The 19,586-nt window shown below is 65.9% G+C and carries 21 protein-coding genes; 12 read left to right on the forward strand and 9 right to left on the reverse strand.

All coding sequences use genetic code 11. The annotated features are described in order from the left end of the window. Positions 1–86 precede the first annotated feature (86 nt). Positions 87–1,631 (forward strand): aspartyl protease family protein, encoded by a 1,545-nt coding sequence (locus tag ASD28_RS03830; protein ID WP_056124265.1) that lies wholly within the window; start codon positions 87–89, stop codon positions 1,629–1,631. Between the two features lie 70 nt (positions 1,632–1,701). Then, the gene (locus ASD28_RS03835) at positions 1,702–2,127 is read left to right on the forward strand and encodes a DUF1841 family protein (RefSeq protein WP_056124268.1); all 426 of its coding nucleotides are present in this window, start codon (positions 1,702–1,704) and stop codon (positions 2,125–2,127) included. Positions 2,128–2,187: 60 nt separating this feature from the next. Here ASD28_RS03835 and ASD28_RS03840 read toward each other — a convergent pair whose 3' ends face one another. The 3 genes from ASD28_RS03840 to ASD28_RS03850 form a co-directional block, all read right to left on the reverse strand. Next, entirely contained in the window at positions 2,188–3,693 is a 1,506-nt protein-coding gene (locus tag ASD28_RS03840) for a SulP family inorganic anion transporter (RefSeq protein ID WP_056124272.1), read from the reverse strand. Between the two features lie 94 nt (positions 3,694–3,787). After that, positions 3,788–4,144, reverse strand: coding sequence for a cytochrome c (locus ASD28_RS03845; protein WP_056124275.1), 357 nt, complete (start codon positions 4,142–4,144; stop codon positions 3,788–3,790). A gap of 10 nt (positions 4,145–4,154) precedes the next feature. Continuing rightward, entirely contained in the window at positions 4,155–4,493 is a 339-nt protein-coding gene (locus ASD28_RS03850; protein WP_056124278.1) for a cytochrome c, read from the reverse strand. A gap of 229 nt (positions 4,494–4,722) precedes the next feature. Here ASD28_RS03850 and ASD28_RS03855 point away from each other — a divergent pair, with 229 nt between their 5' ends. From ASD28_RS03855 to ASD28_RS03865, 3 genes are read left to right on the forward strand one after another with little or no spacing between them, the layout of a single operon-like run. Further along, a complete protein-coding gene (locus tag ASD28_RS03855) occupies positions 4,723–5,577 on the forward strand; it encodes a MoxR family ATPase (RefSeq protein ID WP_056124282.1) in 855 nt (284 codons plus the stop codon). Next, positions 5,574–6,161, forward strand: a complete 588-nt coding sequence (locus ASD28_RS03860) for a GNAT family N-acetyltransferase (protein WP_056124285.1) — start codon at positions 5,574–5,576, stop codon at positions 6,159–6,161. The genes ASD28_RS03855 and ASD28_RS03860 overlap by 4 nt, the downstream gene beginning before the upstream one ends. A 12-nt stretch (positions 6,162–6,173) precedes the next feature. Then, positions 6,174–7,358, forward strand: coding sequence for a VWA domain-containing protein (locus ASD28_RS03865; protein ID WP_056124286.1), 1,185 nt, complete (start codon positions 6,174–6,176; stop codon positions 7,356–7,358). On the opposite strand, the gene ASD28_RS03870 is transcribed toward ASD28_RS03865, so the two are convergent. Continuing rightward, positions 7,359–7,949, reverse strand: a complete 591-nt coding sequence (locus tag ASD28_RS03870; RefSeq protein WP_056124289.1) for a CPBP family intramembrane glutamic endopeptidase — start codon at positions 7,947–7,949, stop codon at positions 7,359–7,361. It lies immediately after the preceding gene. 99 nt (positions 7,950–8,048) lie between these two features. On the opposite strand from ASD28_RS03870, the gene ASD28_RS03875 reads away from it, so the two are divergent. The 3 genes from ASD28_RS03875 to ASD28_RS03885 all read left to right on the forward strand — a co-directional run bounded on the left by ASD28_RS03875 (position 8,049) and on the right by ASD28_RS03885 (position 10,889). After that, the gene (locus ASD28_RS03875; protein WP_056124292.1) at positions 8,049–9,245 is read left to right on the forward strand and encodes a cation:proton antiporter; all 1,197 of its coding nucleotides are present in this window, start codon (positions 8,049–8,051) and stop codon (positions 9,243–9,245) included. After that, a complete protein-coding gene (locus tag ASD28_RS03880) occupies positions 9,235–10,353 on the forward strand; it encodes a YbdK family carboxylate-amine ligase (RefSeq protein ID WP_056124296.1) in 1,119 nt (372 codons plus the stop codon). Before ASD28_RS03875 ends, ASD28_RS03880 begins: the two co-directional genes overlap by 11 nt. Before the next feature lie 89 nt (positions 10,354–10,442). Continuing rightward, positions 10,443–10,889, forward strand: coding sequence for an SRPBCC family protein (locus tag ASD28_RS03885; RefSeq protein WP_056124299.1), 447 nt, complete (start codon positions 10,443–10,445; stop codon positions 10,887–10,889). On the opposite strand, the gene ASD28_RS03890 is transcribed toward ASD28_RS03885, so the two are convergent. Together ASD28_RS03890 and ASD28_RS03895 are read right to left on the reverse strand one after the other, a co-directional pair. Next, positions 10,879–11,217 (reverse strand): antibiotic biosynthesis monooxygenase, encoded by a 339-nt coding sequence (locus ASD28_RS03890; RefSeq protein ID WP_056124301.1) that lies wholly within the window; start codon positions 11,215–11,217, stop codon positions 10,879–10,881. The genes ASD28_RS03885 and ASD28_RS03890 overlap by 11 nt on opposite strands. Beyond that, a complete protein-coding gene (locus ASD28_RS03895; RefSeq protein ID WP_056124303.1) occupies positions 11,214–11,519 on the reverse strand; it encodes an NIPSNAP family protein in 306 nt (101 codons plus the stop codon). Before ASD28_RS03895 ends, ASD28_RS03890 begins: the two co-directional genes overlap by 4 nt. Positions 11,520–11,594: 75 nt before the next feature. Here ASD28_RS03895 and ASD28_RS03900 point away from each other — a divergent pair, with 75 nt between their 5' ends. Further along, positions 11,595–12,269, forward strand: a complete 675-nt coding sequence (locus ASD28_RS03900) for a helix-turn-helix transcriptional regulator (protein WP_056124305.1) — start codon at positions 11,595–11,597, stop codon at positions 12,267–12,269. 1 nt (position 12,270) lies between these two features. Here ASD28_RS03900 and ASD28_RS03905 read toward each other — a convergent pair whose 3' ends face one another. Both ASD28_RS03905 and ASD28_RS03910 read right to left on the reverse strand, forming a co-directional pair. Next, positions 12,271–12,618 carry a hypothetical protein gene (locus ASD28_RS03905; RefSeq protein ID WP_056124306.1) on the reverse strand — a complete coding sequence of 116 codons (348 nt, stop codon included), beginning with the start codon at positions 12,616–12,618 and terminating at the stop codon, positions 12,271–12,273. 79 nt (positions 12,619–12,697) lie between these two features. Next, the gene (locus ASD28_RS03910; protein WP_056124310.1) at positions 12,698–13,315 is read right to left on the reverse strand and encodes a LysE family translocator; all 618 of its coding nucleotides are present in this window, start codon (positions 13,313–13,315) and stop codon (positions 12,698–12,700) included. Between the two features lie 82 nt (positions 13,316–13,397). On the opposite strand from ASD28_RS03910, the gene ASD28_RS03915 reads away from it, so the two are divergent. Further along, positions 13,398–13,850 carry an Lrp/AsnC family transcriptional regulator gene (locus ASD28_RS03915; RefSeq protein ID WP_056124313.1) on the forward strand — a complete coding sequence of 151 codons (453 nt, stop codon included), beginning with the start codon at positions 13,398–13,400 and terminating at the stop codon, positions 13,848–13,850. Here the strand turns inward: ASD28_RS03915 and ASD28_RS03920 are convergent, their stop codons facing one another. Continuing rightward, positions 13,851–14,825: a gamma-glutamyl-gamma-aminobutyrate hydrolase family protein gene (locus ASD28_RS03920; protein WP_082577109.1), complete on the reverse strand. Its 975-nt coding sequence runs from the start codon at positions 14,823–14,825 to the stop codon at positions 13,851–13,853. Between the two features lie 295 nt (positions 14,826–15,120). Here ASD28_RS03920 and ASD28_RS03925 point away from each other — a divergent pair, with 295 nt between their 5' ends. Both ASD28_RS03925 and parC read left to right on the forward strand, forming a co-directional pair. Continuing rightward, positions 15,121–17,121 carry a DNA topoisomerase IV subunit B gene (locus ASD28_RS03925; protein ID WP_056124316.1) on the forward strand — a complete coding sequence of 667 codons (2,001 nt, stop codon included), beginning with the start codon at positions 15,121–15,123 and terminating at the stop codon, positions 17,119–17,121. 123 nt (positions 17,122–17,244) lie between these two features. Continuing rightward, a complete protein-coding gene (gene parC / locus ASD28_RS03930; protein WP_056124319.1) occupies positions 17,245–19,581 on the forward strand; it encodes a DNA topoisomerase IV subunit A in 2,337 nt (778 codons plus the stop codon). Positions 19,582–19,586 lie beyond the last annotated feature (5 nt).

Genomic DNA, 19,586 nt, shown 5'->3' on the forward strand with positions numbered 1-19,586 from the left:
CAAAGCAGCCGCGCGAGCGGGTGTCTTTGCCTTTTTTACATTTTGGTAATGTTGTTTTTACAAAATTGCGAAGTAGAATCATCGTCATGACGATGCCGACTTTGCCGATTTTCCGTGCCCTCCCCCTCGTGCTGGCCGCGCTGTGCTCGTCCGCACGCGTCCACGCCGAAGACACGCCGCCCAAGTGCACCTACGTCGAAGTGGCCAGCCTGCCCATCCGCTACGTCGGCCAGGGCCTGGAGCCTGCGGTCGACGGCACGATCAACGGCACGCCGGCCACGATGCTGATCGACACCGGCTCCGACCAGACCCACATGACGATGAACGCCGCGACCCGGCGCGACCTGAACTTGTTCATGACGGGGCGGTACGTCGAAGGCCTCGGGGGCCTGTCGCGCCTGTACGGGGTGCGGCTGAAGGATTTCGCCATCGGTCCGGCGCACGCGGGCCGCCGTCCGGAACTGACCGTGATCGGCAGCACCACGTTTACGCCGAGCTTCGACGCCATCGTCGGCGCCCCGTTCCTGCTGCAGGCGGACCTCGAGCTCGACCTGCAAGCCAAGCGGATGAAGTTCTACCGCCCGCTCGAATGCCAGAAGGCGGAGCTGCTCCTGTGGAAGGAAAACACGGTCGTGCTGCCGTTCGGGCGCAACTACGGCAAGAGTCCGAACCCGCATTTCACGGTCGTCGTGAACGGCAAGGAGATGGACGCGCTGATCGACTCCGGCGCGCACCGCAGTTTCATGATGCTGGACGCCGCGAAAAAAGCCGGCATCGACGTCAACGGCCCGGACGCCGTGCGCATGGGCGACAGCGGCGGGATCGGATCCGACCGCGCGCCCCACTGGATCGCCCCGGTCAAGACCATGCAGATCGGCCAGGAGACCATCAGCAACGTCGAATTGGGCATCATCGATTCGCAGGGCTCGCGCACCGCCGACGTGTACCTCGGCCAGGACTTCCTGCGCACGCACCGCGTGCTGTTCGCGATGAGCCAGGAAAAACTGTACATCGCCTACCTGGGTGGCGACGTGTTCACGCGCGGCACGGGACTGGAACCCTGGATGCGCGCCGAGGCCGACGCCGGCAATGCGGACGCCCAGTACGCGCTGGCCCAGGTCTACAACACCGGCCGCGGCGTGCCGCGCGATCCGCTCCAGGCCGGCGTCTGGCTGGACATGGCGGCGCAAGGCGGCCAACCGAACGCCAGCCTGCTGCGCGGCCGCCGGCAGATGCTGGCCGGGCAACTGGACACGGCGATCCCGCAACTGCGCCACGCGCTCGACCTGCTGCCGGCCGACCGTGTCGGCCCGCTGTGGCTGTACATCGCGCGCGTGCGCCACGGCGAGGCGGCGCTGGCGCAGACCGAGCTGGAAGCGGCGCTGAAACAGCAGAAGGAAGACGACTGGCCCGCGCCGATCGCCGACTTCTACCTCGGCAAGACCAACGCGGCGCGCCTGCTGGAAGAAGCCGGGAAGGACGCGAAGCTCGCGCATGCGCGCACGTGCATGGCCCAGACGTACATGGCGGAGTGGCACGACGCGCGCGGCGATGCGGCCGAAGCGAGCGCGCTCAAGGCCGCGCTGCGTGCGAACTGCGCGCCCGCGGCCGCACGCAAGCCGGCCCCATGACCGCGCCGGCAGGGTGTGCGCCATCGCGCTACAATGACGCCCTTCCTCCTGCTTTTCCGACGGTTCTTCCATGTTCACCCCCTCCTCCAACGACGTCCGCCGCTTCTTCTGCGAGGCCTTGCGCAAGCGCCGCGCCGGTGAGATCCTGACCCCGATGGACGCCATCGCCGCCGACTGGATCGAGCAGCATCCCGAATACCACGACGAGCTGGCGGATGCCGATGCGGCGGTGGCACGCGACTATGCCGTCGAAGGCGGCAAGCCGAATCCGTTCCTGCACCTGTCGATGCACCTGTCGATCACGGAACAGGTGTCGATCGACCAGCCGCGCGGCATCCGCGCCGCCTACGAGGCGCTGGCCGCGCGCGTGGGCGAGCACGAGGCGCACCACGGCATCATGGAATGCCTGGGCGAGATGATCTGGTCGGCGCAGCGTCACGGCACGCAGCCGGACACCGACGCGTACGTGGAGTGCGTGCGCAAGCGCGTGCGCTGAAAAACCTCTCACGAGCATCGCAGGCCGGCAGCGCAACGCGCAGCGGCTCGGGAGACGTTTTTAATCGAGCTTGTCGTCCGCGACGCGATAGCGCGGGTCTTCCGGCAGGTTCACCTCGATCATGTCCTTCGCGCGCTCGAGCAGCGCGCGACAGTCCGGGCTCAGGTGGCGCAGATGCAGCCGTTTGCCGAGGGCGCGGTAGCGTTCCGCCAGGCCGTCGATGGCCTGGATCGCCGAGTGGTCCGCCACGCGCGCGCGGCGGAATTCGACGACGACGTCCTGCGGGTCGTCCTTCGGCGTGAACAGCGCCTGGAAGCCGGCCACCGACGCGAAGAACAGCGTGCCCTCCAGTTCATAGACTTTCCAGCCGTGCGCATCCTGCCCCGATGTCACGCGGATCTGCTTGGCGTGCTGCCACGCGAACACCAGCGCCGACACGACCACGCCCACCAGCACCGCGGTCGCCAGGTTGAAGACGAGCGTCACGCCGGCCACCAGCACGATCACGAGCGCATCGGCGCGCGGCACCTTGCCGAACAGGCGGAACGTGCCCCACTCGAACGTCTTTTCGCACACGACGAACATCACGCCGATCAGTGCGGCCAGCGGAATTTGCTCGATCACGCTCGCGCCGAACAGGATGAACGACAGCAGGAACAGCGACGCGCAGATGCCCGACAGGCGGCCGCGCGCGCCGTTGCCCACGTTGATCATGCTCTGGCCGATCATCGCGCAGCCGCCCATGCCGCCGAAGAACCCGGTGACGACGTTCGCGACACCCTGGGCCAGGCTTTCGCGGTTCGGCTGGCCGCGGGTGTCCGTGATCTCATCGATCAGCGTGAGCGTCAACAGCGTCTCGATCAGGCCCACGCCCGCCAGCACGAGCGAGTAGGGGAACACGATCTTCAGGGTCTGCAGGTCGAACGGCACGTTCGGCACGCGGAACGCCGGCAGGCCGCCGGCGATGGAGCCGAGGTCGCCCACGGTCTTCGTCTCGATGCCCGTGAAGTGCGCGAGCAGCGCGACGGCGAGGATGCCGACCAGCGTGGCCGGCACGGCCTTCGTGATGCGCGGCGTGAGGTACACGATCGCCATCGTCAGCGCGACGAGGCCGAGCATCGTCCACAGCTGCGGGCCCGCCATCCAGCCGCCGCCCACCTTGAAATGCTCGAACTGCGCGACGAAGATCACGATGGCCAGGCCGTTGACGAAGCCCAGCATCACGGGATGCGGCACCATGCGGATGAATTTACCGAGCCGCGCGGCCGCGAACAGCATTTGCAGCACGCCCATCAGCACGATGGCGGCGAACAGGTATTGCGCGCCGTGCTGGACGACCAGCGCGACCATGACGACCGCCAGCGCGCCGGCCGCACCGGAAATCATGCCGGGCCGGCCGCCGAACGCGGAGGTGATGAAGGAGACCAGCACGGCGGCATACAGGCCGGTCAGCGGCGACACGTGGGCCACGAGGGCGAAGGCGATGGCCTCGGGGACCAGCGCCAGCGCGACCGTCAGGCCGCTCAATACATTGGTCTTGATGTGGGAAGGGGATACGTCGGACACGGCGGAACTCCAAAAACAAAATCCCCCCGGCCGCCAGGCGGCAGGAGGGATTCGGACAAACCGAAGAAGCCGTTATTGTAACGGCCCGCGTAGATCAGCGTTTCGTGACGAGCGCCGCAGGCAGGCCTTGCAGGTAGGCGGCGATGTCGGCCATGTCGCGATCCGACAACGGCTGGGCCATGCCGGCCATGATCGGGTTGTTGCGACCGTTGGCGGCTTTGGTGCCGCGCTTGTACGCGGTCAGTGCATGCACGAGGTAGTCGGCATGCTGGCCGGCCAGCTTCGGATAGCTGGGATCGATCGGGGTCTTGTAGTCGGCGCCGTGGCAGGACGCGCAGTTGTATTTCTTCGCCAGTTCGGCGCCGTTGGCGGCATTGCCGGAAGCCAGCGCCTGGCCGGACAGGGCCAGCGAGGCGGCGCCCAGGGTCAGCGCGACGATCAGTTTATTCATGGCGCGCTCCTTACTTGGACGGGGATTGTTGCGAATAATACGCGGCGATATCGGCGATGTCCTGGTCGGACAGGCTGGCCGCGATACCCCGCATGGACGGGTGGTTGCGGTCGCCTTTCTTGTATGCCTGCAGCGCGGCTTCGATGTACTTCGCCGACTGGCCGCCGATCTTCGGTACGCGATAGACTTCAGGGAACGTGCCCTTGTACTCGGGGATGCCGTGGCAGCCGATACACTGCTCGATCTTGTTGGGTGCTGCCTTCGGATTGCCGACGATGTCGGCTGCGCCGGCCGTGCCGGCCATTGAGGCGCCGGCTGCTAGCACGAGTAATGCTGTTGAAATTTTCATGGATGACCTATCGTTGGGTTGAATCGATAGGGCGCCTTGCGACCCGTGCGGCGGCAGCAGGTTTTCTAGACCCCCGGTACTGCAACTGCAATGGCATTTTTGCCACGATCCAATCGATTCTATCCGAAGAATATAGTCGAGTCCATTGGGCAGCGCAGCATGGACGCCCTGCCCGCGCCGCGGTTCTGGCATATACTCGTTGGCATTCCCATACGATAGCCCCAGGCCCATGCACGCACCCCGACGCTTCGAAGGCAGCGATAACTATGTCGCCACCGCCGACCTGAAACTGGCGGTCAACGCCGCCCTCACCCTCGCGCGGCCCCTGCTGATCAAGGGCGAACCCGGCACCGGCAAGACGATGCTGGCCGAAGAGGTCGCGGCCGCGCTGGACATGCCCCTGCTGCAATGGCACATCAAGTCCACGACCAAGGCCCAGCAGGGCCTGTACGAATACGACGCCGTCTCGCGCCTGCGCGATTCGCAGCTGGGCGACGAGCGCGTGCGCGACATCCACAACTACATCGTCAAGGGCGTGCTGTGGCAGGCGTTCACGGCGCCGGAGCCGGTCGTGCTGCTGATCGACGAGATCGACAAGGCCGACATCGAATTCCCGAACGACCTGCTGCGCGAACTGGACCGCATGGAGTTCTACGTGTACGAGACGCGCGAGATGGTCGTGGCGAAGCACCGTCCCCTCGTCATCATCACGTCGAACAACGAGAAGGATTTGCCGGACGCCTTCCTGCGCCGCTGCTTCTTCCACTACATCAAATTCCCGGACCGCGACACGATGGCGGAAATCGTCAAGGTCCACTACCCCACGCTGAAGGCCGACCTGCTGTCCGCCGCGCTGCAGAGTTTTTATGAACTGCGCGACGTGCCGGGCCTGAAGAAAAAGCCGTCGACGTCGGAATTCCTCGACTGGCTGAAGCTCCTGCTGGCCGAGGACATCCCGGCCGAGATCCTGCGCAGCCAGGACGGCAAGACGATCGTGCCCCCGCTCGCGGGCGCCCTGCTCAAGAACGAGCAGGACGTGAGCCTGTTCGAGCGCCTCGTGGCGATGGCGAGGCACAACCGATGATCCAGGTCGCCCCCGTCACCCTCGAATTCAACGGCGTGCGCCTGGAGCCGCTCGGGCTGCACCACCTGGACGGCCTGCGCGCCGCAGCCGCCGACGGCGAACTGTGGAACCTGCGCATCACCTCCGTGCCCGAACCGCAGGACACGGAAGCCTATATCCGCATGGGGCTGGAGACGCCGAACCGGGTCGCCTTCGCCGTGGTCGACGCGTCCAGCGACACCGTGATCGGCACGACCAGCTACCACGACATCATGCCCGCGATCGACCGCGTGGAAATCGGCTACACGTGGTATGCGAAGAGCCGCCAGCGCAGCCACGTCAACACGAGCTGCAAGCTCCTGCTGCTGTCGCACGCGTTCGACACCCTGGGCTGCGCCGTCGTCGGCCTGCGCACCGATAATTTTAATTACGCGTCGCAGGCCGCCATCGAGCGGCTCGGCGCAAAGAAGGACGGCGTGCTGCGCCACCATGCGCCGCGCCGCGATGGGACCGTGCGCGACACGGTCATGTACAGCATCGTGCGTGGCGAGTGGCACGAAGTGAAGTCGCACCTGCACTATCGCCTCGCGCGCCACGCAGAGTAACAGGGGCGCGCGATGCTGATCGACTTCTTCTTCACCCTGCGCGACGCCAAGGTCCCCGTCACGATCAAGGAATTCCTCACGCTGCTGGAAGCGCTGCAAAAGCAGGTGATCGCGCCGTCGCTCGACGAGTTTTATTATCTCGCGCGCCTGACGCTGGTGAAGGACGAAGCCCATTTCGACAAATTCGACCGCGCGTTCGGCGCCTTTTTCAAAGGCATCGAGACGGTGTTCGATAGCGGCGGCACTGCCGGCGCGCCGGATATTCCACTCGACTGGCTTTTGAAACGCCTGGAGCGCGAGCTGACGCCGGAGCAAAAGGCGGAGCTGCAGAAGCTCGGCTACGACAAGCTGATGGACCGGCTGCAAGAACTGTTGAAGGAACAGAAGGAGCGCCACGAAGGCGGCAACAAGTGGATCGGCACCGGCGGCACGTCCCCGTTCGGCAACGGCGGCACGAATCCCGAGGGCATCCGGATCGGGGGCAAGGGCGGCAACCGGTCCGCGGTCAAGGTGTGGGACCAGCGCACCTACCGCGACTACGACGGCGAGCGCGAACTGGGCATCCGCAACATCAAGGTCGCGCTGCGTCGCCTGCGCCGCTTCGCGCGCCAGGGTGCGCCGGACGAACTGGCGCTGGACGAAACGATCCGCTCGACCGCCAACAACGCCGGCTGGCTCGACATCAGGATGCAGCCGGAGCGGCGCAACCGCATCAAGGTGCTGATGCTGCTGGACGTGGGCGGCACGATGGACGACCACATCGAGCGCACCGAAGAACTGTTCTCGGCGGCGAAGGCCGAGTTCAAGCACATGGAGTTCTACTATTTCCACAACTGCGTCTACGACCACCTGTGGAAGAACAACCGCCGCCGCCACGCCGAGCGCTTCCCGACGTGGGACGTGCTGCGCACCTACCCGCCCGACACGCGACTGATCTTCGTCGGCGACGCGACGATGAGTCCCTACGAGATCCTCGCGCCGGGCGGCTCCGTCGAATACGCCAACGAGGAAGCGGGCGCGGAATGGCTGGCCCGGTTCTGCCACGCGTTCCCGAAATTCGCATGGCTGAATCCGGAACCGGAGCACCTGTGGCAGTACCGCCAATCGATTGCCGTCATCCGGCAGATCATGGGCAACCGCATGTTCCCCGTGACGATCGACGGCCTCGAACGGGCCATGCGCCTGCTCAGCAAGTAGTCACCGGGCGCGTGCCGCCGCGCGCACGATCAACAAGCCGATGATGTCGATCCACAGGTGCACGAGCACCGCCGCGATCCAGCCGACGTACTGGTAGATCAGCCCCAGCGCGACGCTGCCGCCGAACACGCCGGCCGCCTGCGCCAGCGTGGCGAAGTCGAGCCGGCGGAAGCGGTATGCAGGCGTGTGCGTGACGACGAAGATCAGCGACGTGATCCAGATACCCAGCAGCGGCTGCAGCGCCGCGCGGAACAGCGTCTCTTCGCCGATGGCGGCGGCCAGCGCGATCCACAGCGGATTCAGGCCGCGCAGATCCAGCCGTGCATAGCTGGCGATCGTGTCGGTGGTCGACTTTGCCCGCGCCGTCAGGCGGAACATGACGTACGAGCCGGCGGCGGCCAGCAGCGCGAGGCCCTGCCCGACCAGCAGCTGCCGCATGGGCGCCATCGGGCCGCCGAACGCCGCGAGCGGATCGCGCTGGCCGAACCAGATGATGGGTGCGGCCAGCAGGCAGAACATCAGGCACGTGAGCACCTGGGCCGTGAGGCGGATCGGGGGGCGCGAGGCCGGGGCGGAGATCGATTGGGTCATGCGGCATTCTACCTTCCGCAATTCCTACATGTAATCGTGCGCACATATCCCTCTTGTAGAATCGGTCGCAGGTCGTAACATTTTGACAAAGGAGCAGGTATGCAGGAATTCCTGTCTGTCCTCACGAGCCTTGCCTGGCCCTTCGCGATCACGCTGGCCTGGCTGGTCGGCGAATTCGGGCAGCGCTGGACCGGCCTGCCGCGCATCAGTTTCTATGGCCTCGTCGGCTTCATCCTGGCCGCGCCCCAGCTGGGCGTGCTGCCGTTGCCGCCGTCGGGAGGCGGCACGACCCTGCTGCTGGCCGACGTCGGGTTCGGGCTGATCCTGTTCGAGCTCGGCTACCGCATCAACCTGCGCTGGCTGCGCACGAATCCGTGGATCGGCATCACGGGCCTGTTCGAAGCGGGCCTCACCTTCGTCGGCGTGTACCTTGTCGCGAACGCGTTCGGCGCGGCGCTGATCGACCGGCTGATGCTCGCGTCGCTGTCGATGGCGACGTCGCCGGCGACCGTCGTCCGCGTGATCAACGAACAGAAAAGCTCGGGCCAGGTGACGGAACGGGCATTGCACCTGTGCGCGCTGAACTGCGTGCTGGCCGTGTTCGCGTTCAACGCCACCGTCGGCCTGTGGATCTTCCGCACGTTCGAGGACGTCGGCGACGCGCTGTGGAACAGCCTCGTCGTGCTGGGCGTCTCGGCATTCACGGGCGCCGTGTTCGGCCTCGTCGTGCCGGGCATCCTGCGCCTGCTGGGCAAGCTGGCGCAGGACGCGACCGTCGCCTTCGCACTGGCCGTGATCCTGCTCGTCGCGATCACGTACGCACTGGGCCTGTCGCCCGTCGTCGCAGCGCTCGCGTTCGGACTGGCGGCGCGCCACCGCCGCGTCGCGTTCAGCCAGGCGCAGCGCAATTTCGGCGCGCTGGGCGAGCTGCTCACCGTCGTGCTGTTCGTGTTCGCCGCCTCGACGCTCGACTGGCGCCGCGTATGGGCCGGCGCCCTGCTTGCCGGCGCCCTCGTGCTCGTGCGCCTGCTCGCCAAGACGGCCGGCGTGACCGCGTTCGCGCATTTGTCCGGCATCTCGTGGCGCAAGGGCGCGCTGACGGGCGTGGCGTTGACGCCGTTGTCCGTGTTCGTGATCCTCTTGATCGAGCATGCGCGCCACGCCGGCGTGCAGGTCGTCGAGGAATTGCGCGCGGTGGCCGCCGTGACGATGCTGCTCGAAGTATTCGGTCCCATCATCCTGCAGCGCGCCCTCGTGTGGGCGCGCGAAGCGCCGGAGGTCAACCATGCCGCTTGAACCCTTCGCCACCTCGGCACCGCTGACGTTCGGCGTGGAGCTGGAACTGCAGCTCGTCAGCCTGTCCGACTTCGACCTCACGCCGGCCAGCCCCGACCTGATGCATCTGCTGAAGCGCAAGCCGTTCCCCGGCAACGTCACGCCCGAGATCACGGAAAGCATGATCGAGATAAATTCGAGCGTGCAGACGCACTACCGCACGCTGCTGGCCGAGTTGCTCGACATACGCGATACGCTGGTCGCCGCCAGCGACGTGCTGAACATCGGCATCGCCGGCGGGGGCACGCATCCGTTCCAGCACTGGTCCGAACAGCGCATCTCGGCCAAGCCGCGCTACCAGGAATTGTCGGCGCTGTACGGCTATCTCGCCAAGCAGTTCACCGTGTTCGGCCAGCACGTGCACATCGGCTGCGCCAGCGGCGACGACGCGCTGTTCCTGCTGCACGCCCTGTCGCGCTACATCCCGCACTTCATCGCCCTGTCCGCGTCGTCGCCGTTCGTGCAGGGCCACGACAGCGGCTTCGATTCGGCGCGCCTGAATTCGGTCTCGGCCTTTCCGCTGAGCGGCCGCGCGCCGTTCACGCTCAGCTGGGCGGACTTCGCCGACGTCTACTTCGCCAAGATGGAGCGCACGCGCATCATCAAGAGCATGAAGGATTTTTACTGGGACCTGAGACCGAAACCGGAATACGGCACGATCGAGCTGCGCGTGTGCGACACGCCGCTCACGGTCGAACGGGCCGCGGCCCTCGCGGCCTACCTGCAGGCGCTGTGCCGCCACCTGCTCGAACGGAAGGAAGCGCCGCCGCTGGAAGACGACTACCTCGTCTACAACTACAACCGCTTCCAGGCCAGCCGCTTCGGGCTCGACGGCGTGATCACGCATCCGAAGACCTACGAACAACTCCCGCTGCGCGAGGACATCATCGCCACGCTGGACCTGATGGAACCGCACGCGCAGGCGCTGGGCAGCCTGGACGCGCTGCCGCACCTGGCCGCGGCGGCCAGCGATGGCGGCGACGCGAGTTTCCTGCGCGGGCAGTACGAACGCCAGGGCAGCGCGGAGGGCATGGTCGACGCGGCGATCCGGCGCTTCCGCGGACGATAAATTTTTTATCCTCGTGTCGATCCGCAGGCCGCCCGTTCGTCGTAGGATCAGAGGGATGTCCTCTGCCACTTACGCCAAGGAGACCGATCATGTCCACGAATACCGTCGAGCTGCACCGCGTCCTGAAATCCACCGCCGACCGCGTCTACCGCGCGTTCGTCACGCCTGCCGCCGTCGCCAAATGGCTGCCGCCGCACGGCTTCACCTGCACCGTGCACGAACAGGACGCCCGCGTCGGCGGCCGCTACCGGATGTCCTTCACGAACTTCACGACGGGCGGCAGCCACTCGTTCGGCGGCGAATACCTGGAACTGGAACCGGGCAAGCGCCTAGTCTACACGGCCGAATTCAACGATCCCAACCTGCCCGGCCGCATGCAGACGACCGTGGAACTGCGCGACGTGTTCTGCGGGGTCGACATCAAGGTCAAGCAGGAAGGCATCCCGGCCGCGATTCCCGCCGAGATGTGCTACCTCGGCTGGCAGGAATCGCTGCTGCTGCTCGCTCAACTCGTCGAGCCCGAGATCAAGGAGTAACAAGGTCGGGCGGAACCTCGTCGCGCTCGTGCAAGCCATAGTCGCGCACGACCGCGGCCACGCGCAGGCGGTAGTCGGCAAAGATGCCGGCCCGCCCCGCCGCCTGCATGGCGCGATGCGCGGGCAAGGTGCGCCAGCGTTTCACGGCATCCTCGTCGCGCCAGAACGACAGCGACAACATCTTCTCCGGCCGCGTCAGCGATGCGAAACGTTCGATCGAGATGAAGCCGTCGATCGCTTCCAGCGCGGGACGCAGCGCGGCGGCCGCGTCCAGGTAATCCTGGCGCTTGCCGGGCGCCGGTTCGACTTCGAAGATCACGGCGATCATGCGACGTTCTCCAGGAACGTCCGCTCCTCGCGCAGGATGAAGCGTTTTTCGCGCGCAAACTGGAAATTCGCCACTGCCTCGCCGTCGTTCTTCAAGCGCAGCCGATACGCTTCGTAGTCGGCCAGGCTGTCGAAGCCGACGAGACCCCATGCCTCGTAATTGGTGCCTTCGTGCGGCAGGAAGTAGCCGAGCAGGCGACCACCCAGGCGCGGAATGATGCGGCCCCAGTTCCCGGCATACTCGCGGAAGGCGTCGCGCTGGATGGGGTCGATCTCGTAGCGGATGAAACAGGTGATGGGCATGATGGCTCCTCGTGACGTTGAAGCCCCATGGTAGCCACTGGCCCTGACGCTATGCTTCGGCTAAGATCGAAGCATATGAGAGACGGACCGAATATCGCCAACATCGCCGCACTGATCGGCGACCAGGCGCGCGCCGAAGTGCTGAACGTGCTGATGAGCGGCATGGCGCTGACGGCGACCGAACTGGCCGACGCCGCCGGCGTCACGCGCCAGACGATCAGCACGCATCTCGCCAAGCTGCGCGAGGCGGGCCTGCTCGCCGTCGAGGCGCAGGGCCGGCACCGCTATTTCCGCATCGCCGACGCCGACGTCGCGCACCTGCTCGAATCCATGATGGGCATCGCGTTCGGCACAGGATCCGTGCGCGTGCGTTCCAGTCCACGCGAACCGGCGCTGCGCAAGGCGCGCGTCTGCTATGACCATCTGGCGGGCGAACTCGGGGTGCTCGTCTACGAAAGCCTGGCCCGGCGCGGCGCGTTCGCGCTGGATGCCGGCGGCGTCACACTGACCGACCGTGGGCGCGCACTGATCGCGGCCATCGGCATCGATCCCCTGCCGTCCGCCACGCGGCGGCCGTTGTGCCGCCATTGCCTGGACTGGAGCGAGCGCCGCCATCATTTGGCCGGCGCCCTCGGGACGGCGCTGCTGGAGCGTTTCCAGCAACTGGGCTGGGCGCGCCGCGTGCCGGAGTCGCGCGTGCTCGCGTTCAGCGCGGACGGCGAAGCGGCGCTGCGGGCCTGGCTCGACTGAGTCAAGCCAACGACGGCCGGCCCTGCCCCAGGATCCGCGCCAGCAGCGGGCGCTTGACGGGCGCCGGCAGGCCGCGGTCGACGAGGCCCGCCCATTTCACGCTCAGCTGCTCGCAGGTGGCGCGCAGCACCGGATCGGCATCCGGCAGGCGCGCCAGCGCATTCAGGTGGCGCTCGATCACCGAGGCCAGTTTCACGCACGGCCCGTCGCCGCTCGCGCGGTCGCAGGCGTCCGCATTGTTCACGGTGTATTGCGACATCAGGTGCAGCAATGCCGCCACGAGCAGTTCGTGGCGCGTGGTGCGCCGCCCGTCCGGCGTGTTCAGTTCGTCCAGCAGATCGTCGTCCATACAGCCTCCTCGCATTTAAATGAGAATGATTCTCGTTTAGATTATGGAGCGGGACGAGACCGAACGCAAGCGCAATCTGTTATTGCCGGACCACGGCCATGAACCCCGCCGCGAGCAACACCATGCCGCCGGCCGAACCGTCGATCACCCGGCGCCGCTTGTCGCTGAGCTTGCGGCCACCGACCCGGCCCAGGGCAAGGCAGAGCGAGGTGTACACGACCCCGCACCAGAACATGAAGGCCGCGGACAGGGCGACCGCCTGCAGCGTCGTGTCGCCGCCGTGCCGGTCCATGAACTGGGGCAGGATGGCGACGTAGACCATCATCCCTTTCGGGTTCAGCAGGGACGTGAGGAATCCCCTGGAGAGCTGGTTCGCGACCTGCCCCTGCGGCACGACGAGCTCGCCGGCGCGCAGCGCCGCCCGGATCAGCTTCGAGGCCAGGTAGACCAGGTACGTGATCCCCGCCCAGCGGATCACCTCGAACAGGAGAGGCGACGCGGCCACGACGGCGGCAAGGCCGAGCGCCACCAGGAAGGAATGGACGCAGTAGCCGAGTAGCACGCCCGTCGTGGCGCGCAGGCCAGCGGGCGTCCCGCCGGACATCGCTTGCGACGCGATGAAAAGGATGTCGGGGCCGGGCGTGCAGATCAACGGCAGCACGGTGGCGGAAAACAGCAGGAGGGTATGGGTATTCATGAGGAACAGCGTACTGCGCCGCCACGAAAATGTGCTGCCTAAGGCTTGTCAACCAACCACGATTTCGGGCAACATCTCCCGCATGGACGATTACGACCGGAAGATTCTTGCGGAACTCCAAAAGGATGGGCGCCTTTCTCTCACCGACCTGGGAGAACGCATCGGCTTGAGCCTGTCGCCGTGCCACCGGCGCGTGCGGGCACTGGAAGACGCGGGGATCATTGCCGACTACCGCGCGACCATCGAGCCGGCGGCCGTCGGACTGAATTTCTCGGCCATCGTCTTCGTTACCTTGCGCGCCACGGACCGGGAGAGCGTACGTGCCTTCGAAGAACGCGTGCCCGGCGTTCCGGAAATCATCCAGGCGCAGCGCCTGTTCGGCGACCCGGACTACATCCTGAACGTCATCACGACGGACCTGGCGGCGTACCAGAAACTGTGGGACGACAGCCTGTCGACGTTGCCGAACGTGTTGCGGCTGACGTCGACGCTCGTGATGAAGAGCGTCGTCCAGGGGCGGCCCTTACCATTTTGATCAGAGGCGTGTCTCGCGCGCGGCGCGCAGGAATTCATCCAGCACCGGCGTGCAGTCGAGCAGGTCGCCGCCCGTGGCGCGGTGGAATTCCGGATGCCACTGCAGGCCCATCACGAACGGCGCGCGCTGGTAGCGGATCGCCTCGACGACGCCGTCCGGCTCGGACATCGCTTCCACGTGGATATCGCGCCCGAGGTCCTTGACGGCCTGGTGGTGGATCGAGTTCACGACGGCGCGCTCATGCTGGGGAAACATCTTGCGCAGCGACGACCCGTGTGGGAACACGATGGCGTGGCGGTGGGCGTCGTAGATGTCGTGCACGTGCGGCTGGGCGCCGGTCACGTTCGTCACGATGTCCTGGTGCAAGGTCCCGCCGAATGCGACGTTGATCAGCTGGCAACCGCGGCAGATGCCCAGCACGGGCTTGCCCGCGTCGACGAATTCGTGCAGCAGTTCCAGTTCGTACACGTCGCGCGGGCGGTCGCCGCTCCATTCGGGCCGCGTCGGCGTTTCGGAATATGTCATCGGCGACACGTCCGCCCCGCCCTGCAGCACGAGGCCGTCCAGGTGGCGCGCGTAATGACGCATCGTGATGTTGCTGGGGTGCAGCAGCCCGTTCGTATTCACGGTCGGGACCATGAACACGAGCACGTCCCGCGACATCACCCATTGCGCGATCGATTCTTCGAGGTATTGGAGGTTCTTGCTGCGCAGGCCTTTCGCGCCCTCTTCCGGGTGGAAGATGCGGGCGGAGACGCCAATGCGCAGCGTGCGCCGCATGAAGTCGCGGTTGAACTTGTCGGCCAACGCACGCCAGCGCGAGCGCAATACGCGGCCGGCCAGGTTCAGCGGCGTGTCATCGGTACGCAGGTAGCGTGACGCGCCGCCGTTGGCGCGCCGGTCGGGCACACGCGGCGGCGGTCCGTCCTGCGGCGGGCCGGCGTCGTTAGCATACTTGTCATTGTCCTCAGCCATGATCTCAATATATCCTTGCGACGGTCGCGCACGATTCGTTTTAAAAAAAATATCGTTTTAGTAATGAAATTCCCGCAGCCACCCGCATATGCACAGGATGCCGCGATGCCGCTCACTTGGCAATCCGTGCAACGAACACTTGCAAACTTGCGCTTAACAAGCAAAAATACTGTATTTCCATACAGTTGTTTCGGCCGCACGCCGCGTCCTGCCCTGTAGAACCCACCGCGTGAAGTCGCTTATTTTCCGCGCGACAAGATAGAATGCGCAGCATTCGAATGATTGAAGATCAAGCATGGCCACCAAGAAACCCGCACCCGATTACAGCGAATCATCCATCCGCGTCCTGAAAGGACTGGAGCCCGTCAAGCAGCGTCCGGGCATGTACACCCGCACCGAGAATCCGCTGCACATCATCCAGGAAGTGATCGACAACGCCTCGGACGAGGCGCTGGGCGGCCACTGCAAGAACATCGACGTGACGATGAATGCGGACGGTTCCATCACCGTCGAGGACGACGGCCGCGGCATCCCGGTCGGCCTGCATCCGGAAGAAGGCGTCTCGACCGTCGAGATCGTGTTCACCCGCCTGCACGCCGGCGGCAAGTTCGACAAGGGCTCCGGTGGCGCCTACGCGTTCTCGGGCGGCCTGCACGGCGTCGGCGTGTCCGTCACGAACGCGCTGTCGAAGCGTCTGGAAATCACGGTGTGGCGCAAGGACGACGACGGCAACGGCGTGCACAAGCTCGTGTTCGCCGACGGCGACGTCATCGAACCGCTGACCTCCGAACCGTTCGAACGGGGCGGCAAGAAGAACGGCACGCGCGTCACCGCCTGGCCGGACGGTAAATACTTCGATTCGCCGAACATCCCGATGAGCGAGCTGCAGCGCCTGTTGCGCTCGAAAGCCGTGCTGCTGCCGGGCGTCACCGTCACGCTGACCAATGCCAAGACCGGCGACAAGCAGACCTGGCGCTACGACGAAGGCCTGCGCGGCTACCTGACGGAAGCGCTGGCGCAGACGGCCGGCGGCGGCCAGACCGTGATCCCGCTGTTCGAAGGCGCACAGTACGCCGCCGCCGGCGATGAAGGCTTTGCCGAGGGCGAAGGCGCGGCTTGGGTCGTGGCCTGGACCGAGGAAGGTTCGGTGGTACGCGAATCGTATGTCAACCTGATCCCGACGGTCAGCGGCGGCACGCACGAGTCCGGCCTGCGCGACGGCCTGTTCGGCGCCGTGAAGGGCTTCGTCGAGATGCACTCGCTGCTGCCGAAGGGCGTCAAGCTGCTGCCGGAAGACGTGTTCGCGCGCGTCTCGTTCGTGCTGTCCGCGAAGGTGTTGGACCCGCAATTCCAGGGCCAGACGAAGGAACGCCTGAACTCGCGCGACGCGGTGAAACTCGTGTCGGCGTTCACCAAGCCGCCGCTCGAACTGTGGCTGAACCAGCACGTCGAATATGGCCGCAAGCTGGCGGAACTCGTCATCAAGCAGGCGCAATCGCGTCTCCGCTCGCTGCAAAAGGTCGAGAAGAAAAAGTCGTCGGGCGTGGCCGTTTTGCCGGGCAAGCTGACCGACTGCGAATCGACCGACATCACCCGCAACGAGCTGTTCCTCGTCGAGGGCGATTCGGCGGGCGGCTCCGCGAAGATGGGCCGCGACAAGGAATTCCAGGCGATCCTGCCGCTGCGCGGCAAGGTCCTGAACACGTGGGAAACGGACCGCGACCGCCTGTTCGCGAACAACGAGATCCACGACATCGCGGTGGCGATCGGCGTCGACCCGCACGGCCCGGACGACAATCCGGATATCTCGGGCCTGCGCTACGGGAAGATCTGCATCCTCTCCGATGCCGACGTCGACGGCTCGCACATCCAGGTCCTGCTGCTCACTTTGTTCTTCAAACATTTTCCGGCCCTCTTCAAGAACGGCCACGTGTGCGTCGCGCGCCCGCCGCTGTACCGCGTGGACGTGCCGGCGCGCGGCAAGAAGCCGATCCAGAAGCTGTACGCGCTGGACGACGGCGAACTGCTCGCCATCGAGGACAAGCTGAAAAAAGAAGGCCTGAAGGAAGGCACGTGGAGCATTTCCCGCTTCAAGGGCCTGGGCGAGATGAACGCCGAGCAGCTGTGGGAAACAACGATGAACCCGGACACCCGCCGCCTGCTGCCGGTGGCCTTCGGCGACTACGGCCTGGCCGAATCGTCGGCGCGCTTCAACATGCTGATGGGTAAAGGCGAAGCCGCCGCCCGCCGCGCGTGGCTGGAAGAGCACGGGAACGAGACGGAAGCGGATATTTGATAACGGATGCGCCGCATGAAATTGGGCCCTGCCTCCGCAGGGGCGACGGTCTTACGGCCAACACAATAAGCACGTCGTTCCCGCGCACGCGGGAACCCAAGTTTGCATGAACGAACAAACAAAATGACCCAAGCAAGCCTCTTCGAACAAACCACTCCCCCCGGCGGCGGCGGCGACGACGCCGAGACGCTGACCCTCTCGACTTTCGCCGAGCGCGCCTACCTGGACTATGCCGTCTCGGTCGTCAAAGGCCGCGCGCTGCCGGACGTCTCGGACGGCCAGAAGCCCGTCCAGCGCCGCATCCTGTATTCAATGAACGAACTGGGTCTCGGCCCGACCGCGAAGCCCCGCAAGTCCGCGACCGTCGTCGGCGACGTGCTCGGCAAGCTGCACCCGCACGGCGACCAGTCGGTGTACGACGCCCTCGTGCGCATGGCCCAGGACTTTTCGCTGCGCTATCCGCTGATCGACGGCCAGGGCAACTTCGGCTCGCGCGACGGCGACGGCGCCGCCGCGATGCGTTACACGGAAGCCCGTCTGACGCCCGTCTCGCGCCTGCTGCTCGACGAAATCGACATGGGCACCGTCGACTTCCAGCCGAACTACGACGGTTCGAGCGAGGAACCGCGCACCCTGCCCGCGCGCCTGCCGATGCTGCTGCTGAACGGCGCATCCGGCATCGCGGTCGGCATGGCCACCGAGATCCCGTCGCACAACCTGCGCGAAGTGGCCGCCGCCGCCGTCGCGATGATCCGCAATCCGAAGATCACGCACGCCGAGCTGATGACCCTCATGCCCGGTCCGGACTATCCGGGCGGCGGCCAGATCATCACCCCGGCATCCGCCATCGCCGACATGTACGCGTCGGGCCGCGGCTCGATGAAGGTGCGTGCGCGCTGGAAGATCGAGGAACTGGCGCGCGGCCAGTGGCAGGCCGTCGTCACCGAGCTGCCGCCCGGCGTGTCGTCGCAGCGCGTGCTGGAAGAGATCGAGGAACTGACCAACCCGAAGATCAAGGTCGGCAAGAAGACCCTGCTGCCCGAGCAGCTCACGCTGAAGCAGACGATCCTCGGCGCGCTGGATGCCGTGCGCGACGAATCCGGCCGCGAAGCGCCGGTGCGTCTCGTGTTCGAGCCGAAGTCGAAGAACCAGGACCAGACCGAATTCATGCTGATGCTGCTGGCGCACACGTCGCTGGAAACGTCTGCACCGATCAACCTCGTGATGATCGGCGGCGACGGCCGTCCGCGCCAGAAGGGTCTCACCGAGATCCTGCAGGAATGGATCGAGTACCGCTTCGTCACGGTCCGCCGCCGCACGGAATTCAAGCTGGGCAAGGTCAACGACCGCATCCACATCCTGGAAGGCCGCGAGATCGTCCTGCTGAACATCGATGAGGTCATCCACATCATCCGCAATTCGGACGATCCGAAGGCCGCGTTGATCGAGCGTTTCCGCCTGTCCGAGCGCCAGGCCGAGGACATCCTCGAGATCCGCCTGCGCCAGCTGGCGCGCCTGGAAGCGATCAAGATCCAGCAGGAGCTGGCCGAGCTGCGCGGCGAAAAGGAAAAGCTGGAAGACATCCTCGAGAACCCGTCGTCGATGAAGCGCCTGATCATCCGCGAGATCGAGGCCGATTCGAAACAGTACGGCGACGACCGCCGCACGCTGATCGAGGAAGCGCAGAAGGCCGTGGCCGAGCAGAAGATCATCGACGAGCCGGTGACGGTCATCGTCTCCGAAAAAGGCTGGGTGCGCGCGCGTACCGGCGTCGGCCACGATCCGGCCCAGTTCACGTTCAAGGCGGGCGACTCGCTGTACGGCGCGTTCGAGTGCCGCACGGTCGACACGCTGTTGTGCGTCGGCGACAACGGCAAGGTGTATTCCGTGCCCGTGGCCGCCCTGCCCGGCGCGCGCGGCGACGGCGTCCCCATCACGACGCTGGTCGACCTGTCGGGCGGCGGCCGTATCCTGTACTACTACGTGGGCCCGGCCGAGACGCGCCTGCTGCTCGCGACGACGACCGGCTTCGGCTTCATCACGAAGGCCGGCGACATGATCACGCGCCTGAAAGGTGGTAAATCGTTTATCACGCTGGACGACGGCGCCGTGCCGCTGGCGCCCCGCGTCGTGGTGGACAACGCGGGCGCCATCGCCTGCCTGTCCGAGAAGGGCCGCGTGCTGGTGTTCGGCATCGACGAGATGAAGGTGCTGCAGAACGGCGGCCGCGGCGTGATCCTGATGGGCCTCGAGCCTAAGGAAAAGCTGCTGGCCGTGCAGCCGATCAGCCAGAAAGGCCTGAACGTGGTCGGCACCTGGGCCGGCGACAAGCCGCGCACGGTGGAGTTGTTCGCCTCCGGCCTGGAGCCGCACTTCGGCAAGCGCGCCAACAAGGGCAAGCCGTTGTCGGCCAAGCTGAAGGCGAAAGACCTCGCGATGCGCCAGACGGACGGCGGTTGATGAAA

Source organism: Massilia sp. Root133 (assembly GCF_001426525.1).
Lineage (GTDB): Bacteria > Pseudomonadota > Gammaproteobacteria > Burkholderiales > Burkholderiaceae_D > Telluria > Telluria orientalis.

What these genes read in the sequence shown, in the direction of transcription:
- ASD28_RS03855 (WP_056124282.1), top strand. Translation starts at nt 4,723, where the DNA reads ATGCACGCACCCCGACGCTTCGAAGGCAGCGATAACTATGTCGCCACC.
- ASD28_RS03880 (WP_056124296.1), top strand. Translation starts at nt 9,235, where the DNA reads ATGCCGCTTGAACCCTTCGCCACCTCGGCACCGCTGACGTTCGGCGTG.
- ASD28_RS03885 (WP_056124299.1), top strand. Translation starts at nt 10,443, where the DNA reads ATGTCCACGAATACCGTCGAGCTGCACCGCGTCCTGAAATCCACCGCC.
- ASD28_RS03910 (WP_056124310.1), bottom strand. Translation starts at nt 13,315, where the DNA reads ATGAATACCCATACCCTCCTGCTGTTTTCCGCCACCGTGCTGCCGTTG.
- ASD28_RS03890 (WP_056124301.1), bottom strand. Translation starts at nt 11,217, where the DNA reads ATGATCGCCGTGATCTTCGAAGTCGAACCGGCGCCCGGCAAGCGCCAG.
- ASD28_RS03850 (WP_056124278.1), bottom strand. Translation starts at nt 4,493, where the DNA reads ATGAAAATTTCAACAGCATTACTCGTGCTAGCAGCCGGCGCCTCAATG.
- ASD28_RS03845 (WP_056124275.1), bottom strand. Translation starts at nt 4,144, where the DNA reads ATGAATAAACTGATCGTCGCGCTGACCCTGGGCGCCGCCTCGCTGGCC.
- ASD28_RS03895 (WP_056124303.1), bottom strand. Translation starts at nt 11,519, where the DNA reads ATGCCCATCACCTGTTTCATCCGCTACGAGATCGACCCCATCCAGCGC.
- ASD28_RS03915 (WP_056124313.1), top strand. Translation starts at nt 13,398, where the DNA reads ATGGACGATTACGACCGGAAGATTCTTGCGGAACTCCAAAAGGATGGG.
- ASD28_RS03905 (WP_056124306.1), bottom strand. Translation starts at nt 12,618, where the DNA reads ATGGACGACGATCTGCTGGACGAACTGAACACGCCGGACGGGCGGCGC.
- ASD28_RS03925 (WP_056124316.1), top strand. Translation starts at nt 15,121, where the DNA reads ATGGCCACCAAGAAACCCGCACCCGATTACAGCGAATCATCCATCCGC.
- ASD28_RS03875 (WP_056124292.1), top strand. Translation starts at nt 8,049, where the DNA reads ATGCAGGAATTCCTGTCTGTCCTCACGAGCCTTGCCTGGCCCTTCGCG.
- ASD28_RS03870 (WP_056124289.1), bottom strand. Translation starts at nt 7,949, where the DNA reads ATGACCCAATCGATCTCCGCCCCGGCCTCGCGCCCCCCGATCCGCCTC.
- ASD28_RS03920 (WP_082577109.1), bottom strand. Translation starts at nt 14,825, where the DNA reads ATGGCTGAGGACAATGACAAGTATGCTAACGACGCCGGCCCGCCGCAG.
- ASD28_RS03835 (WP_056124268.1), top strand. Translation starts at nt 1,702, where the DNA reads ATGTTCACCCCCTCCTCCAACGACGTCCGCCGCTTCTTCTGCGAGGCC.
- ASD28_RS03830 (WP_056124265.1), top strand. Translation starts at nt 87, where the DNA reads ATGACGATGCCGACTTTGCCGATTTTCCGTGCCCTCCCCCTCGTGCTG.
- ASD28_RS03900 (WP_056124305.1), top strand. Translation starts at nt 11,595, where the DNA reads ATGAGAGACGGACCGAATATCGCCAACATCGCCGCACTGATCGGCGAC.
- ASD28_RS03865 (WP_056124286.1), top strand. Translation starts at nt 6,174, where the DNA reads ATGCTGATCGACTTCTTCTTCACCCTGCGCGACGCCAAGGTCCCCGTC.
- ASD28_RS03860 (WP_056124285.1), top strand. Translation starts at nt 5,574, where the DNA reads ATGATCCAGGTCGCCCCCGTCACCCTCGAATTCAACGGCGTGCGCCTG.
- parC (WP_056124319.1), top strand. Translation starts at nt 17,245, where the DNA reads ATGACCCAAGCAAGCCTCTTCGAACAAACCACTCCCCCCGGCGGCGGC.